At 34.6% G+C, this 15,392-nt stretch carries 15 protein-coding genes; 10 read left to right on the top strand and 5 right to left on the bottom strand.

The window, feature by feature from the left end; all coding sequences use genetic code 11:
* The first annotated feature begins 16 nt into the window (after positions 1-16).
* The 10 genes from KHQ31_RS03045 to KHQ31_RS03000 all read left to right on the top strand — a co-directional run bounded on the left by KHQ31_RS03045 (position 17) and on the right by KHQ31_RS03000 (position 8,183).
* Entirely contained in the window at positions 17-937 is a 921-nt protein-coding gene (locus KHQ31_RS03045; protein WP_213409519.1) for a hypothetical protein, read from the top strand.
* Positions 938-967: 30 nt separating this feature from the next.
* Positions 968-1,390 carry an arsenate reductase (thioredoxin) gene (gene arsC, locus KHQ31_RS03040; RefSeq protein ID WP_213409703.1) on the top strand — a complete coding sequence of 141 codons (423 nt, stop codon included), beginning with the start codon at positions 968-970 and terminating at the stop codon, positions 1,388-1,390.
* Positions 1,391-1,535: 145 nt separating this feature from the next.
* The gene (locus tag KHQ31_RS03035; protein WP_213409518.1) at positions 1,536-2,069 is read left to right on the top strand and encodes a GNAT family N-acetyltransferase; all 534 of its coding nucleotides are present in this window, start codon (positions 1,536-1,538) and stop codon (positions 2,067-2,069) included.
* Positions 2,070-2,784: 715 nt separating this feature from the next.
* Entirely contained in the window at positions 2,785-3,309 is a 525-nt protein-coding gene (locus tag KHQ31_RS03030; protein WP_213409517.1) for a TetR/AcrR family transcriptional regulator, read from the top strand.
* 19 nt (positions 3,310-3,328) lie between these two features.
* The gene (locus KHQ31_RS03025) at positions 3,329-4,393 is read left to right on the top strand and encodes an ABC transporter permease (RefSeq protein WP_213409516.1); all 1,065 of its coding nucleotides are present in this window, start codon (positions 3,329-3,331) and stop codon (positions 4,391-4,393) included.
* A 2-nt stretch (positions 4,394-4,395) separates the two neighbouring features.
* Positions 4,396-5,070, top strand: coding sequence for an ABC transporter ATP-binding protein (locus tag KHQ31_RS03020; protein ID WP_213409515.1), 675 nt, complete (start codon positions 4,396-4,398; stop codon positions 5,068-5,070).
* 673 nt (positions 5,071-5,743) lie between these two features.
* Positions 5,744-6,277, top strand: coding sequence for a GNAT family N-acetyltransferase (locus KHQ31_RS03015; RefSeq protein WP_213409514.1), 534 nt, complete (start codon positions 5,744-5,746; stop codon positions 6,275-6,277).
* A 66-nt stretch (positions 6,278-6,343) separates the two neighbouring features.
* The gene (locus tag KHQ31_RS03010) at positions 6,344-6,523 is read left to right on the top strand and encodes a type II toxin-antitoxin system RelB/DinJ family antitoxin (protein ID WP_213409513.1); all 180 of its coding nucleotides are present in this window, start codon (positions 6,344-6,346) and stop codon (positions 6,521-6,523) included.
* Positions 6,524-6,604: 81 nt separating this feature from the next.
* Positions 6,605-7,039, top strand: a complete 435-nt coding sequence (locus tag KHQ31_RS03005) for a helix-turn-helix domain-containing protein (RefSeq protein WP_213409512.1) — start codon at positions 6,605-6,607, stop codon at positions 7,037-7,039.
* 34 nt (positions 7,040-7,073) lie between these two features.
* The gene (locus tag KHQ31_RS03000; RefSeq protein WP_213409511.1) at positions 7,074-8,183 is read left to right on the top strand and encodes an IS30 family transposase; all 1,110 of its coding nucleotides are present in this window, start codon (positions 7,074-7,076) and stop codon (positions 8,181-8,183) included.
* A 1,026-nt stretch (positions 8,184-9,209) separates the two neighbouring features.
* Here KHQ31_RS03000 and KHQ31_RS02995 read toward each other — a convergent pair.
* The 5 genes from KHQ31_RS02995 to KHQ31_RS02975 all read right to left on the bottom strand — a co-directional run bounded on the left by KHQ31_RS02995 (position 9,210) and on the right by KHQ31_RS02975 (position 15,390).
* Complete coding sequence (locus KHQ31_RS02995) at positions 9,210-10,685, bottom strand: helix-turn-helix domain-containing protein (protein WP_213409510.1); 1,476 nt, start codon at positions 10,683-10,685, stop codon at positions 9,210-9,212.
* A 260-nt stretch (positions 10,686-10,945) separates the two neighbouring features.
* Positions 10,946-12,043, bottom strand: coding sequence for an alpha-hydroxy-acid oxidizing protein (locus KHQ31_RS02990; RefSeq protein WP_213409509.1), 1,098 nt, complete (start codon positions 12,041-12,043; stop codon positions 10,946-10,948).
* A 277-nt stretch (positions 12,044-12,320) separates the two neighbouring features.
* Complete coding sequence (locus KHQ31_RS02985; RefSeq protein ID WP_213409508.1) at positions 12,321-12,875, bottom strand: ankyrin repeat domain-containing protein; 555 nt, start codon at positions 12,873-12,875, stop codon at positions 12,321-12,323.
* An 18-nt stretch (positions 12,876-12,893) separates the two neighbouring features.
* Positions 12,894-13,742, bottom strand: a complete 849-nt coding sequence (locus KHQ31_RS02980; protein WP_213409507.1) for a GH-E family nuclease — start codon at positions 13,740-13,742, stop codon at positions 12,894-12,896.
* A 199-nt stretch (positions 13,743-13,941) separates the two neighbouring features.
* The gene (locus KHQ31_RS02975) at positions 13,942-15,390 is read right to left on the bottom strand and encodes a catalase (protein ID WP_213409506.1); all 1,449 of its coding nucleotides are present in this window, start codon (positions 15,388-15,390) and stop codon (positions 13,942-13,944) included.
* Positions 15,391-15,392 lie beyond the last annotated feature (2 nt).

Below are 15,392 nucleotides of genomic sequence, written 5' to 3'. Positions count from 1 at the left end.
AAGGGGGTAACCATAGATGAGTACGCCAGAATTAGTTACAGAAAGTGTTGATACTACTCGTGTCAGCACTTTTTTTGTATGGAAAAAGATATATCATTCGTTCTCAACAGCATTTTTGCAAGAGACCTATACACTCGTTAATAATCCTGTGGAAACAGGGGCTGATTATTTACAACAATTGAAGAACTATGCGACACATAGTAGTGATGATCACGCCAATTATTGGAAAAGTCTAGCTGATTTACTTGATTTTATTGATATTGCAGGGTCGCTTGATGTATTACGTGAACTTTATAAAAACGTTGCTATTTTTGATACACGTGTTGATGATATGGTTTTAAAATTGCACATGCTTCCAAATCTAAACAAAACCAGTTTTTATGATTTACGTTTGTATGAGTTTCAAGATGAGTTAAATAGTTCTCGTAAGCACTTCAAAGCTGATTATCAAGAAGTATTGCAGTATACGCAAGCCCAGTTATTTTCATCACTTGGACGTTCAGACATGGAGTTGCGGTTATTAGTTGATGTTAACCGTCAATTTCAAGCTTTACAGGAAAAGATTAATCCACAAATAATAGCTATGGCGTCTGTTGAACAAGGCGATATGGTTAGATTTGATTTAACGTATGCCGTCTATCAAACTGAAATGGAAGATTTACTTGATGATATTGATCACTTTAAAACCGTGTCAGCGTTAGTCGCAGATGATGATTTGAATATCGCTATTTATAATGTTCGATTACAGGTAGAACAATTAATCCGCCTAGGACGTACAATTGTTAATCAACCGTCTTATAGTATCGAACGTTTTAAAAGTGGTAGAATGGGGAGCGATGTGTTTGCTGTTGTCCAGGAGATTAATGTCAGTTATCAGGTATTACGACAAAAATTCTTAGCATTTGAACAAAGAATTGCTGAATTAATGTCGGAATAAGCTTTCTAAGTAAGATTTAAAAGGAGAATCATAATGCAAATATACTTTTTGTGTACAGGAAATTCTTGTCGAAGCCAAATGGCGGAAGGTTTTGCTAAAAAATATGCACCACGTGATGTAACCGTCAAAAGTGCGGGGATTGAACAACATGGACTAAATCCTATTGCTGTTCAAGTCATGAAAGAATCCAATATAGATATATCATCACAAACGTCCGATTTGATTGATGATGACATACTACGTACTAGTGACTATGTTATTACATTGTGTGGAGATGCAAATGACCGATGCCCTATTTTGCCACCAACAGTAACTCGTATTCATCAAGGGTTTAATGATCCAGCTCAATCAACTGGAACAGAAGAAGAAATATTACATTCTTTTAGGACTACCCGTGATGAAATTGAACAATATGTTCGAAATTTTATGTCAGAATTAAACGAACATATATGAAACGATTTGATTTTGTTCCTTGAACTCCTCTAAAATGAGTGTTTATAGCGTCTTATTTGCATTTATTTCGTTGATTATCAGTTTAAAGTGGGTATTTAATTAATGAGCAATAAAAATAAGTGTCCCTTTTTACAAGGAGAAAATTATGACTAATTATTTGTTTGAATCTGAACGTTTAGGCTTTAAAGAACTGACTCACGATGTGCGCAATGAAACTATTCGTATGAACAGCGATTCTGACGTGATGAAATATTTTCCAGAGGTCATGAGTTCAGAAGAATCAATAGCCTACATTGATAATGCAATTGAGCAACAAAATAAATATGGTTACTCAAAATATGCGGTTTATCTTAAAGATTCTGATACTTTTATCGGTATAATTGGGTTATTTCAAATTAATTTTGAATCTGAAATATTTGGTGAAGTAGAAATAGGCTGGCGGTTATTAAAAGAGTACTGGCGCCATGGCTATGCAACAGAAGGCGCTGAAAGAGTTATCAAATACGGATTTAATGAGTTACATCTTTCCGCAATATATAGCTTTACAGCAGTGCAAAATGAGCCGTCTGCAAAAGTAATGGAAAGAATTGGAATGTCTTACAAAGGAACTTTTAATCATCCAAAATTGGATAAAGGTCATCCATTAGAACAACATGTACTGTATGAAATAACACAGTAGCAGTAGCATTAGGAAAGTAATGTATACTAAAAAGACATCGTATAATCAATTATGTTTGATAATGGTACAGAGTTCATTTCATGGGACTTTTTGGAACGTATACAGATTTATTATGGTAAAGACTCGTATTTTGCACACCCAAATTCACCACAAGACGCGGGACTAATGAGCAGAAAAATAAGTTTATTAGGCATTATGTTGGTTATAAAGGCTACAACAACATGACTCAATTAGATTGGGATTAAGTCACACAATTAATCAATGATAAGCCGATGAGATATGTTTTAAACGCAGAAACACCAGCAAGTGTGTATCATAAAACTAGTGTTAGGCGAAATCGACAACTTAAAAATTAAAAAACTAAATAACAAAAACCCTGATTGGTATTCATCATAGATACCAATCAGGGTTTTTAATTTTAGAAAAATTACCACATCGTGGATACATAACTTGTTTTCTTAGTACGTGCTTTGCAAAACAGGCGCCAATAGTCTGGTTAGGGAGACTATTGATAAAATCGTTAGGAAAGCCTGAACAGCAATATTTAATAGATAATGCACCCTGGCGTTATACAAGATATTTATCGGACGAATAGGGTATTCCTCTATTATTTGTAAAGCATTGAGACATTGACAGGGTGTCAATATATGCTAACATTGAGACATTGACACCCTGTCAATGTCTCAATGATTAAAAGAAAGGAAAGAACAAGAATATGGTTAATAAGGCGCTCTATAATTTACAACTTGATAAGCGCAATGCTATACATGATGCATTAATTGATGAATTTTCAACATATTCATTGGACAATGCTCACATTACTAGAATTACAAAATCAGCCAATATATCCAGAGCATCGTTTTACACATACTTTGAAGATATATTTGACGCTTATTGTTGGATCTTAGATGATTATTTAGCTACGGTACGACAAATGAATGAAGAAAATCAAATCAAATCAACGATTGCATTTTTAGAAAATCTAACGGACCCTGTAGATTATTCATTTTGGCGCTTATATTATACACTAAATAAATCGTTGTTATATACGCATTATCAATGCTCTGATACTTCTCCAAACTCTATATCTCATTTTAAAAGTTCCTCAATGGAAAATCTATCAGAATGGGTATTTAGGACAACGTTACATGCGCTGATACAAGAATACTTTTTGTCTTCAGATAAAAAAGAAGACATCGTAGCAAACATTAAAAAATTGCCAACTGTGATTAAGGACTAGTACAAAGGAGTGCGTAAATATGTATTTAGCAATAAATGAGATTAAAAAAAATAAAATGAGATATGGGCTTATCATTTCTGTTATTAGTCTGATTACATTTTTAATCTTTATATTAACTTCATTAGCGTTGGGATTAGCTAATGAAAATACAACGGCATTAAAGACGTGGCAAACCAAGTCTGCTATCCTAACTAAAGATTCTAATGGTAACATGGGGCAATCTTTAATGTCAGAAGAACAATTTAATAAAATGAAAATGTCACGCGGGGACTATCAAGTTGGTATCACGCCAACAAACCTAAAAATAGGGGACGATGATCAAACGACATCAGTCCAATATGTCGGGGTAAAAACAAATCAAGAGCTCTATAAGAAGTTAGTATACGTCAATGGACATCCTGCCGAAGCGGATAATGAAATCGTATTATCGGACAAAATTAAAAATATTAAGTTAAATGATGAAGTTAAGCTAGGTCAGTCTGATAAGTCCTACAAGGTCGTGGGCTTTGTCAAAAATGCCGAATATAATATGGCACCAGTTGTTTACGGATCATTAAATCAATGGCACAAGGTAAAAGGTGTTGATAAGTACTTTGTGGGGAGCGGGGTTTTGTCGACCAATCAGAAACGCAATGATGAGATAGCTTCTAAAGATTTAACTCTACTATCGATTGATGAATTTATGAATAAGCTGCCGGGATATAGTGCACAAAATGCAACCTTCACATTTATGATTGCATTTTTAGTTATTATTTCATTGGTGGTGGTTACAATTTTCTTATACATTTTAACAACACAAAAGATTAAAAATCTAGCAGTCTTACGTGCTCAAGGTGTACCTACAGGATACTTATTAAAAAATACGTTTAATGAAACAGGGATTATTATGATTTTCTCTATTTTAATTGGCTTGATAACAACATTTGTGGTAAGTCTTGTTATTCCGGAGTCTGTTCCGATGCATTTCGATGTGCAATTCACATTACTGATTGCTGGCGGAATATTAATCACCGGATTACTAGGTGCGCTTATTCCTATGAGAATTATTTCTAAGATTGATCCAGTTAGCGTAATCGGAGGATAACCATGACATCATTAAAGTTAGATAATATTTCCAAAGTTTTTGGAACAGGAAGCAATCAGGTAACAGCTCTAAATAACATTGACTTTGAGGCAAAGTCAGGTGAACTTACATTGATTATTGGGCCGTCAGGATCTGGTAAAAGCACGTTGTTAACTATATTAGGGGGGTTGCAAACTCCAACAAGCGGAAAAGTCCTATTGAATGATCAAAAAGTTGAAAAGTACACGCCTAAAAAATTAGAACAATTACGACTAAACGATATAGGATTTGTACTACAATCTTATAACTTAGTACCATATCTTACAGTGCAACAGCAATTTGATTTAGTTACTAAAGTCAAGAAAACTAACAATATGAGCGATCGTAATTTTGAAACTGTGATAGATCAATTGGATATTCGTTCACTGTTATCGAAATATCCAAATGAACTCTCTGGAGGCCAAACTCAAAGAGTTGCCATTGCGCGGGCAATGTTTCCAAATCCTAGTATTATATTGGCCGATGAACCAACAGCGGCATTGGATACTAGTAGAGTAATGAAGGTAGGAGAAATGTTACATGACATCGCACATACTCAAAAAAAAGCAGTTGTTACAGTAACACATGATCAGAGACTACTTGAGTATGCAGATCATGTTTATGAGTTGGTTGATGGAAAGTTATCTCAACAAAAATAACGATGGGGAATTGCCTCCAATCAAAGTATATAAAATTAACATTTGGAAAATAAGCCTATGAGATATGTTTTAGACGCAGAAACACTCGCAAGTACGCATCATAAAATCAGAGTTAGGGCCAACGTCAACTTAAAAACATGAAATCTAAATAACAAAAACCTTGATTGGTCATCATCAAAGATACCAGTCAGGATTTTTAAGTTAAAGCTGTTTTTTAAGAAAAATTACCAAATCGTGGACACATAACTTGGTTTCTTGGTGCGTACTTTGAAAATCAGTGACTCTAAATGACACAGATATGTCCATAATATCTTATAGAGGAAGGCGGTCTACCCGTTGATATTAAAGGGTTTTATATTACAAATATGTAACAAATGCATTTAATACCTCTAAAACACCTGAAAATCCCCCAATGTTCGTTTCTGGGTAGAACAGTTAATCCGATTAGGACGTACGATTGTTAATCAACCGTCTTATAGTATTGAAATTTTTAAAAGTGGTAGAATGGGGAGCGATGTGTTTGCTATTGTACAGGAGATTAATGTCAGTTATCAGGTATTACGACAAAAATTCTTAGAATTTGAACAACGAATTGCTGAATTAATGGCCACTCACACATGATAAATGTACAAAAGGGTTATATGTTATAATCCTTTTGTACATGGAGGAAATTATGACTAATTATTTGTTTGAATCTGAACGTTTAGGCTTTAAAGAACTGACTCAAGCTGTGCGCAATGAAACTATTCGTATGAATAGCGATTCTGACGTGATGAAATATTTTCCAGAAGTCATGAGTGCAGAAGAATCAATAGCCTACATTGATAGTGCAATTGAGCAACAAAATAAATACGGTTACTCTAAATATGCAGTTTATCTGAAAGATTCTGATACTTTTATCGGTATAATTGGGTTATTTCAAATTAATTTTGAATCTGAAATATTTGGTGAAGTAGAAATAGGCTGGCGGTTATTAAAAGGGTACTGGCACCATGGATATGCAACAGAAGGTGCTGAAAGAGTTATCAAATACGGATTTAATGAATTAAATCTTTCCGCAATATATAGCTTTACAGCAGTGAAAAATAAGCCATCTGAAAAAGTAATGGAAAGAATTGGAATGGCTTACAAAGGAACTTTTAATCATCCAAAATTGGATAAAGGTCATCCGTTAGAACAACATGTACTATATGAAATAACACAATAGCATTAAGAAATTAATGTATACTGAAAATACAGCTCATAAACTGTAAATTATGAAAGGAATATTGCTATGTCTGAAAAGTTACTACAACTTCGTTTAGATTCAGATGTTAAAAAGAAGGCTGACGCACTTTTTGCTGAACAAGGTATAACAATCCAAGGAGCAATTCGGATCATGTTACATCAAGTTGCTAATACCGGTAAAACACCTTTTGACAACGTGTTCACAGGCGAAAATAACGAAAAATAAACGATAAAAGCAGTTATCTAGACTGAATCAGAGTTTGATTTAGTTTAGGATAGCTGTTTTTTGTTTTAAGGTGGTATAATTATGAAAAATAAACAAGGTAAATGTTCATTCACTTATCAAGAACGCCGAGAGCTATCTAATTTATGGGAGAAACGCTGGTCAATAAAACGGATTGCCCGTTATTTAGATTGTTCTGAACAATGTATTCAGACTGAATTAGAACGTGGTAATAATGCTTATAATCAAGGTTTATCTGACCGTGATTTAGATTGGTTGTTGTTTTATCGTAAGTATGTTGACTATTCTCCAAAATTTGCACAGGCGTTTGTAGATAAATACCATTTAAACTCTCGATTAGAGCAACATCATTTTACGCCAGCTTTAAAGTATAAATTAGAACAAAAGTTAAAATTAGGCATGTCGCCAGAAAAAATCGTTCAAAAATACGCTGATGAAATCCCTATAAGTGCTCGTATGATACGAATTTATATTAAAAATGGGTATTTAGATTTTTAAGTATGTATATTTCCTGATTAAAGGATATGTAAATATGGAGTCAACTGAATCAAAATCTCGCAAGAGATTAACTTATGAAGAACGTATCATGATCCAACATTATTGGAATGATAATAAACTTTCTACGGCTGAAATTGGACGTTTATTAGGACGTAGTCAATCGACTATATGGCGTGAGTTGAAGAAAGGGGCAACGGTTAATGTTAATGAGTTGTCTAATGACGCTTTATTAGCCAATAAACATGGATTATTAACGTATTCAGCTACTATTGCGCAACAATATAAACTTAGTAAGCATGCCGTTCATGGTGGCGCTAGAAAACTAACGTTTTATTGGAAAACCCAAATTGAAGAGTATTTAAATGATAAAGGTTGGTCACCAGAAGATTTTGTTTCTAGCTTTCCGAAATGTCCTTTGTCTGCGTCCACTATTCGTAACTATATTCGGAAAGGTTATATTGTGGTTGATCGTTCAGCATACGGGCATTCTAATCATTGGTCGCATAAGAAACCTAAAAACGTGTCAGAGCGGGAAATTATGGGGCACGTTATGAAAAAACAACTTAAAGATGAGCTTGATAGTAATCCTGTTCAAGTTGTTAAGCGGTTATCTATTGAATCAAGACCAGCGTCCGTAGAGACTAGACGTTATTTTGGGCATTGGGAAGGTGATTTAGTCATTTCTCGTGATCATAAAAAATCAAGTATATTAGTTCTGGTAGAACGAAAAACCCGTTATACCGTGATATTACCGATTAAAAACCGGACTTCCGTGGGTATGATTCGTGCTATTGAGTTGTTTTTATCAGAATATCAAAATTATGTGCAATCATTTACGTTTGATAATGGTTCAGAGTTTATCTCATGGCAGTTTTTAGAGTCTATTCAAGTGAAATATGGTAAAAAAACGTACTTTGCACACCCGTATTCACCATATGAACGTGGTACAAATGAACAACGTAATCGACTTATACGGGTCTATGCAGGGTATTCTGATTATGACGAAATGACACCTGATGACTGGTTTAAAATTGCGGAGAAGCTAAATCATAAACCTATGGTACAAGCATTAAATGGTAAAACACCATATATGCTTTATCATAGTGAAACCTTACGTTGGGATCGAAGACATAAATCAAATTAAATCATTAAACATATCAACAATCATAGAAATATGGTTGTTTTTTTATTGTATATTGTGTGGAAACATGTTAAATTAATTGAACAAAAAGAAAAAAAGTGTGAACACTTTGAAAATGAATGTCATTTTGTTCCGCTTTTAGTTTCAATTAGGTATAAGTCCTTATAATTTAAATATAAATACATGTGGCAATTCCTAAAGGCTGTATATTACCTGGTATTTAGTGACATTATTTGATTTCTTAATCATTCGATATAATTAAATACACCATGTAGCTAATTTGTAACTTTTATAAACCCTGTATTCACTAGGGGCGTAAGGGTTTTGATAACAAAATTCTTACATTCGTAAAAAAGATTGGCATTAGGGGTTGCAATTTCCTACACCTCATCTAGTTTACATAATATATATTATAAAAAGCTAAATAAAGAAGGCATTTGTCAAGTATAAACTTAACAACGTTTTAAACAGCGCCCTATAATCTTTTAAATTCACCGCATTTAATCATGTTATCTGTTTATTTAATGCAGTTTTGGTTTATAAATTCTGTACACATGTTTTTATTATATTTTTGAACTACTTAAATAAGCGTATCATATTTCTTAAAAAATACGCCGGTGTTTATCTTGAATTAATTATCATTCCTGGATCTAAATACTTATTACGTACTTATCCAGTATCTTTATTTTGATGTCGTTTTATGTAATTTAAGTGTTAATTAAACGCACTGAGACGACTTTTATATTCATGTGGCCGTATTGTCCTTCGAATAATTACTATAACGACGTTTCGTTGGAAAACGTTAATTCTGTACTAAATACCATAAATTCTGATATACGATCAACTGTAAGTGATATCCCGTGCCACATGAATTGTGCTAGGTATTTTATGATTATCAAATATCGTTTTGTTGTCTAGAATACATTCCAGTTATCTATCAATTAGTAGAGATTATTACGTTTCAATTGAATCTATCCAGTTTTTGTCTTTTCGGAAATTATCAATACAATTCAAATAAACCCCACCCAATTATTTTCGATGGTTTTTCACTTTGTTCTTTATAATGTTTATTACAATTTTATGGAAATTACATATATCTTCATCGTCTGGTAAATCGCGCCATACAATGTTTTGACTATGTGCATTGTAAACTGAAGTGTCTGAAATAATAATATCGGCATTTTGAGTTGAATCTTTAAGAATATTGACGTTAATTAAGGAATGATGCTGTAAGATATATGTGATTTCATCCTTTAAATTGGGTAAATCTATCATATCGATGTGTACTGAGGCTATGGGTAAGTATTTCCCCTGCGTTGCAATTAAAAAATGATGTAAAACAGTCATGTATTCAATTGTAATGCTATTAATATTTTCCAAGTTATGGACGTTAAGATGATCGATGATAGCTGTCACCGTGTGTTCAGAAAGTTCCTGTGAGATGGTGTATAACGTAGAACCAACAGTTTTATACGTTGGATGAGCAATTATAGTATGATGCATCAATAATAATTGTAAATTAGTGATAACTAATTTTTGACCAATTTCTCTTGTTTCATCATCTGTCATTTCTTGGTGGAATAATTTGGTGAATTCAGCTTGTATAATATTTGAAATAGCTTGTAATTGATGGTTCATTTCAGAAGTTAATAACTTTGGTACGACTTCTGCTGGAATATCATTCATTAAAATAGACGTTAATAATGCGCATTCTAATTCCATTGCCTTATCTACTTCTGTTAGGTCCACATACAAACGATCATATGCACACAAAATAATATTGTAAACATCAGGCTGTAGTGCCTGCGCTTTGTTTAAATCAATAAAATGAAGTTCATTTGAAATCGTATGGTTATGTTGTAAACGCAGTGACCAAATAATATTAGTGATACGATAAGCTTTCTTTCGTGTTGGTGATAGCTTGACGGTTTCGGGTAATATATCGCTTAAACAAGGGATTTTAGTAAAAGAATAATCTTCCAGTGACACTGTTTCATAATCAAAATGAAGATAATATGTTTCAAACATTAGTCGGCGAATATTTATTTCATTTCCTTCTAAAGTGAATTTTTTCGAGATATAAATATCCATGTCAGATAAGTATCGATTCATTTCTTTAATATAGTTACGCAATAATGTATAACTAATGTTGGTTGCAGATAATACGCTGTCAATTGAGTGATGTTGTTCTAGAAAACAAATATTTAACAATGCCATTTTAGTTGAATCATTTAGAAATATTTTTTTTATTGGTTCTACATTAATCATTTGAACGGCCGAAATTTGGATACTGCGGTTTTGATCGAGGAACGTAAAACTAGGTACATCATCAGAAAATTCAGCTTGATAGATAGATTCTAGTATTTCAAGGGCTTGCTGAATGTTATAGCGCGAAATATTTAGTTCTGTTGCTAGTGCTTGTAAACTAATTTTTGTACCTGCGTGTGAGGTTAAATAATTTTGTACTAAAATACATCTTGTTTCACGATTACTTAATAACCACATGATATCTAATCCTACTTTCTTTAAATAAGCCGATAATTTATCGTATACTATTCACATAAATCTAAGTGATTATCAAAGGCACTATAAGGTATGTGAATGATGATCTCGTTAATTTAATTGCGTCTTTAATATATCGCATAGAACCGGTTTTACAGGAAGTATTAATTTTAAAATTATACATATGTTATGAGATATGCCATTTAAAAACAAAAACAGCTAAAGTTCTCTTTAGCTGTTTTTGTTTTATTTATTGTCAGGCATTAAGCATATGGGTTTGCCAATAATTGGAAATTTTTAACATCATCAATTGTTTGCGTACCTGCCAATTGCATGACTAATTGTAATTCATTTTGGAAGAAATCAAAGACTTGCTCAACACCTACGCTTCCACCAAGGGCTAAGCCGTAAATAACTGGCCGACCGATTGCGACTAGATCTGCCCCAGATGCCAATGCCTTAAAGACGTGTTGTCCACGACGAACCCCACTATCAAAGACAATCGGCACACGGTGATCAACAACGTCGGCAATTCGCTTTAATGAATCAAATGCAGCGGGACCACCATCCAATTGACGACCACCATGATTTGAAACCCAAATTCCTCCCGCCCCAGCGGCGAGAATTGGTTCGACATCATTCGGATTTTGAACTCCCTTAACGTAAACTGGTAGATCAGTACGCGAAGTAATATAGCTGACATCTGCTGGACTTAACTTTTGCTTGGCTGATTTGTATACTGCGTCCATTGTTTGCCCTACGCCACTTTGATAAGCTTGCACAATTGGCATAGCAAGTGGAAAAGTAAATCCGTTACGTTTGTCAGCTTCACGATTTCCACCAACTGTTGCATCAGCAGTTAACACAATAGCACGTGCCCCACTTTCCTCCGCAGCTGCAATAATCTGATCGTTAATTGCATTGTCTTTAGACATATAGAATTGGAAAAACTGTGAGGCTTCTGGTCCAGCAGCCTCACGCATTTCTTCTAATGATTTTGTAGCAAATGATGAAGCTGTGTAAATAGTACCGAAACGTGCCACTCCAGCAGCTGAAGCAATTTCACCTTGGGTATTGGCCAATCCATGTGCGGCAACAGGTGCCATAATAATTGGTGCAGTTAGATGCATGCCATCAAAGACAACATGCGTATCTGGATTTTCAACGCCGTGTAGAACACCTGGTTCAATTTTTACATGTTCAAATGCAGTTTCATTTTCATGTAATGTGATTAAATCACCAGCACCACTATTAATGTAACCATATCCACCAGCAGGAATTACCTTTGCTGCTTCGCGTTCCAAATCTTTCGTGTTGACAAACGAAATTTTCCCCTCAAGCTCACTCGCTTTATATGTCATGTCCCTATCTCCTGTTTCGTATAACCATCATATTAATTTAATGATAGCGCTTTTAGTTGCATTTAGCAAGACGCTAATCAGACCATTATCGAAAAGTATGTATATATTCTTAGTTGATCTATCTATATCAGATTATATTATGAAATTCGGATGTGGAAGTTGATTGCAATTGTATTTCTTATAAATATTTAGAGTTTTCCCGTGTTTCCATAGAAAATAAAAAAAGCAGTCTAGCAAACATTCATCATGATGTTTATTAGACTGCTTTTAATTTTTGTTAATCAGATAATGAGTATTGACCATACATTTCAATCAAAGATAGAACTGCTTTTCGTTCTGAAAATTCATGACAATAGTACAATATATTATGATTGAAATTATCATTCAATGTATAATTTGCCCCTGCTTGCAACATCTTTGTGTACATCGTTTCATTCTCTTTAGTAGAAAGTGCATTGTTCGTTATGGCATATTGAAATGCGGTTGCACCAAACTTATCTTGTAAATTAACATCAATTTTATGACTCAACAATAGATCAACAATTTTATTTTCATGTTCTACAGTTGGTCGTGGAACTTCAAAAAAGAAATCATGCAAGGCAGTTCGCCCATCATCGCTTTGATGATTGATATTAGCGCCGTGCATTAGTAAAAATTCAGATTTATCATAAATGTCAGTAGCCTGATATCCATCCGATTCTTGTTGAGAAATAACAAGTTGCAACAATGAAGATCCGTTATAATCATCTACTAAGTTATATGCTTGTTCCTGAATGACTGCTTGTTTAAACTCAATGACACTTAAATTGGCAATTGTACTAAGTTCCATCATGTGCCCTCCCAAAGAACCTTATTTTGCTTCGTAAATACGACTACGGTTCTTTCCTATTGCTTGAATATAGAAGTTGTTTGGGTCAAATTCATGAGCTTTGAATTGTTGTAATGTAATTTTGCGATATTTATACATATCAAACCACTTCTTATATTCATGATGCTTCTTATGTCCGAAATCAACTTTGTTTTTACGTGATTGACCGGGCTTCCAATGCAAAATTTCACGTGGAGGATAAGGATCACGTAACTTACCATCCGGGCTGTTTTTAATTTGCCAATTATAAACTTTTTTCTCAAAGGCTAAACGCTTGGCACCCGTCAATTGAGGGCGACCATGAGGCTTACCATTTTTGATAAAGGGAGCATTATATAGTGGCGCTAATTTGTTTTTACGAACAGGCGCTGCTTTCTTTTTCTTGGTTGTTTTTGGCTTTACCTGTTTACGAATAGATTTTGTGTTTTTCTTCTTTGTAGGAGTTTTCTTTTTAGGAGCAGCTTTCTTAGGAGCGTTCTTCTTAACAGTGGCTTTCTTTTTAGGAGCTACTTTCTTAGGGGCTTTTTTCTTAACAGTGGCTTTCTTTTTAGGAGCTACTTTCTTAGGAGCTTTTTTCTTAGCAGCAACTTTTTTGGCAGGTTTATTTCGCGAAACGTTGGTAACCGCTAACTGTGGAGTCGTATTCTGTTGATGAACAGTTAGCGCTAAGTCATCAAGTACGTGTTTTTTAACCGTTGGTGTTTTATGTGCAGCCGTAGTTTGCGCTGCATCAATGGTGATTGTTCCAATTAGTAAGGATGCAACACCAATCATGAATGAGGTTAATAATTTAAGATATAACTTTAAGTATTGTTGCTTACAAATATGCATATGTTTTCTCCCTTAATAATATGTATGCGTTAAAGCATCTACTTACTTAAGGTAACATTATGTTTTCATTGGGTCTACTATTTATTGATTTAATTTAATGCAATTTTTTCAAGATAGATTTAATGATTAAAAAAAACAGTCAATTGCTTGATGATGAATCAAGTATTAACTGTTTTTGGCAAATAGTAAACTACCCTATTTATTTGTTATCAGATAGTGCCATGATTTTATCATGGACACGTTGACCATAGTCTGGATCAGCTTTGGCAAACAAAGCAATCTGTAACTGTTGATTTTCCTTAGAATCAATATGTCCTAGTGAATCAGCAATTGCTTGTGTTAAACTTTCCTTTTCATTTTCAGACATTAGACGATACAGATCACCTGCTTGAGAGTAAAAATCAGGATCTACTGGTTCGTATGCACCAGTTTGGCCACTTACAACATCACCATGAATACTTGCATGTGGGTCAGCTAAAGGACCTTGATGGCTATTAGGTGCATAGTTTACGTCACCCTGACTATTATCGGTTGTCATGTGTCCATCACGTTCATAGGTGTGAACGGGTTGATGTGGTTGATTAACCTTTAAATCTTGATAATTAGCACCTAGACGATAGCGTTGTGCATCGGCGTATCCGAACAAACGTCCCTGCAATACTTTGTCTGGTGATGCTTCAATACCTGGGACCAAGTTTGAAGGTGCCAAAGCTGCTTGTTCGACATCCTTAAAGAAATTATCAGGATTGCGGTTCAATTCAAATTGACCGACTTCAATTAACGGATAGTCTTTTTGTGATACAACATTTGTGACATCAAAAATATCATGTTTGTAGGCAAGACCTTCGTCATACGGGATAACTTGTACTTTCAGTGTCCAAGATGGATAATCACCCTCTTCAATGGCTGCATACATTTCTTGACGATGCCAATCAGTATTCTCACTAGCCATTAATTTCGCATCTTGTGGTGACATGTTCTTGATACCATGGTTTGACTTGAAGTGATATTTCACCCAGAATTGTTCCCCATCGGCATTCACCCACTTATACGTGTGTGAACCGTATCCATGCATGTAGCCATAACCATACGGTAGACCACGATCTGAGAATAAGATGGTCACTTGGTGTAGACTTTCTGGAGAATGGGCAAAATAATCCCATTGCATATTATCATCACGCAGCCCTGTACGTGGGTCGCGTTTTTGTGAATGAATGAAGTCTGGGAATTTATAAGGATCGTTGATGAAGAAGACCGGCGTATTATTTCCAACAATGTCATAATTTCCGTCATTAGTATAGAATCGTACCGCGAAACCATGAACGTCTCGGAGAGTATCTGGATAACCTTGTTCACCCGCCACAGAAGAGAAACGAGCAAAAACATCGGTTTGTTTACCCTCACCGTTAAAGACATCCGCCTTGGTATATGCAGACATGTCATGTGTCAAAGTGAATGTCCCCATTGCACCAGATCCTTTGGCATGGACAATCCGTTCTGGAATGCGTTCACGATTGAAATGTGCTAACTTCTCAACCAATTGATAGTCTTGCATCAATAGCGGTCCACGTGGACCAGCGGTCAAAGCATGATCATTGTTGGCAACGGGTTGACCGCTTTTTGTGGTAAGTGTTTGATTGTCTGACATAT

The sequence above is a fragment of the Weissella ceti genome (genome assembly GCF_018394055.1).
Classification (GTDB): Bacteria; Bacillota; Bacilli; order Lactobacillales; family Lactobacillaceae; genus Weissella; species Weissella ceti.
This window is presented reverse-complemented; position numbering and strand designations above follow the sequence as displayed.

Bases quoted from the DNA above. Each gene is read 5' to 3' on its own strand.
- KHQ31_RS03045 (WP_213409519.1), top strand. From the start codon at position 17: ATGAGTACGCCAGAATTAGTTACAGAAAGTGTTGATACTACTCGTGTC.
- KHQ31_RS03015 (WP_213409514.1), top strand. From the start codon at position 5,744: ATGACTAATTATTTGTTTGAATCTGAACGTTTAGGCTTTAAAGAACTG.
- KHQ31_RS02995 (WP_213409510.1), bottom strand. From the start codon at position 10,685: ATGTGGTTATTAAGTAATCGTGAAACAAGATGTATTTTAGTACAAAAT.
- KHQ31_RS02990 (WP_213409509.1), bottom strand. From the start codon at position 12,043: ATGACATATAAAGCGAGTGAGCTTGAGGGGAAAATTTCGTTTGTCAAC.
- KHQ31_RS02975 (WP_213409506.1), bottom strand. From the start codon at position 15,390: ATGTCAGACAATCAAACACTTACCACAAAAAGCGGTCAACCCGTTGCC.
- KHQ31_RS03010 (WP_213409513.1), top strand. From the start codon at position 6,344: ATGTCTGAAAAGTTACTACAACTTCGTTTAGATTCAGATGTTAAAAAG.
- KHQ31_RS03005 (WP_213409512.1), top strand. From the start codon at position 6,605: ATGAAAAATAAACAAGGTAAATGTTCATTCACTTATCAAGAACGCCGA.
- KHQ31_RS02985 (WP_213409508.1), bottom strand. From the start codon at position 12,875: ATGATGGAACTTAGTACAATTGCCAATTTAAGTGTCATTGAGTTTAAA.
- KHQ31_RS03030 (WP_213409517.1), top strand. From the start codon at position 2,785: ATGGTTAATAAGGCGCTCTATAATTTACAACTTGATAAGCGCAATGCT.
- KHQ31_RS02980 (WP_213409507.1), bottom strand. From the start codon at position 13,742: ATGCATATTTGTAAGCAACAATACTTAAAGTTATATCTTAAATTATTA.
- KHQ31_RS03035 (WP_213409518.1), top strand. From the start codon at position 1,536: ATGACTAATTATTTGTTTGAATCTGAACGTTTAGGCTTTAAAGAACTG.
- KHQ31_RS03020 (WP_213409515.1), top strand. From the start codon at position 4,396: ATGACATCATTAAAGTTAGATAATATTTCCAAAGTTTTTGGAACAGGA.
- KHQ31_RS03025 (WP_213409516.1), top strand. From the start codon at position 3,329: ATGTATTTAGCAATAAATGAGATTAAAAAAAATAAAATGAGATATGGG.
- KHQ31_RS03000 (WP_213409511.1), top strand. From the start codon at position 7,074: ATGGAGTCAACTGAATCAAAATCTCGCAAGAGATTAACTTATGAAGAA.